This window comes from Ostreibacterium oceani (assembly GCF_009362845.1).
Taxonomy (GTDB): Bacteria; Pseudomonadota; Gammaproteobacteria; order Cardiobacteriales; family Ostreibacteriaceae; genus Ostreibacterium; species Ostreibacterium oceani.
Genome location: NZ_WHNW01000029.1, coordinates 1 through 490, shown reverse-complemented (window position 1 = coordinate 490; position 490 = coordinate 1). Strand labels below are relative to the sequence as shown.

General features: G+C 45.7%; 1 protein-coding gene and 1 pseudogene. Both read right to left on the bottom strand.

Annotated features, from left to right (window positions below):
- A partial coding sequence (locus tag GCU85_RS09860) for a hypothetical protein (protein WP_152811013.1) occupies positions 1–234 on the bottom strand: 234 nt, incomplete at its 3' end.
- A gap of 144 nt (positions 235–378) precedes the next feature.
- A pseudogene (locus tag GCU85_RS10490) lies at positions 379–490 on the bottom strand (integrase core domain-containing protein); the annotation flags it as partial.

Sequence of the window (490 nt, the reverse complement as noted above, 5' to 3'; positions counted from 1 at the left end):
CGTGCCACCCGCATCCGTTAGCTCTAAGTCCGTGCCGTTAATCGCAAACCCCGTGTTTAACTCGTTCGTCGCATCCGCGTCCGCGTCATTCACGTTTAGCGTCAGCGTATTGCCGTCTTCAATGCTGATATTACCCGCCGTACCATCGCTGCTCAATGCCTGATCATCGCTAGAGACAAAACCACTCAAGTCCACCGTCTGGCTACCACCGTCCTCTAAAGTCAACGTCAACACATTCGTCGCTGCGTCTAAACTAAAATCCGTAATCTGCTGGTCATCCGTGTTGTCTAAATAACCACTTAAATCAATCGTCGTTGCCGACCCATTGTTGGTGATGGTTAAGTTGTTACCTGTAAGAAATCCTCGCGTTGTTTACAGTTAGGTTAACTCAAAGTAGTGACTAAGTATCTCATAAGGTGTTGCGTTGTTCAAACTTTTGTGCGGTTTGACAGTATTGTAAAAATTGATGAATCGATTTAATTCCAATCGT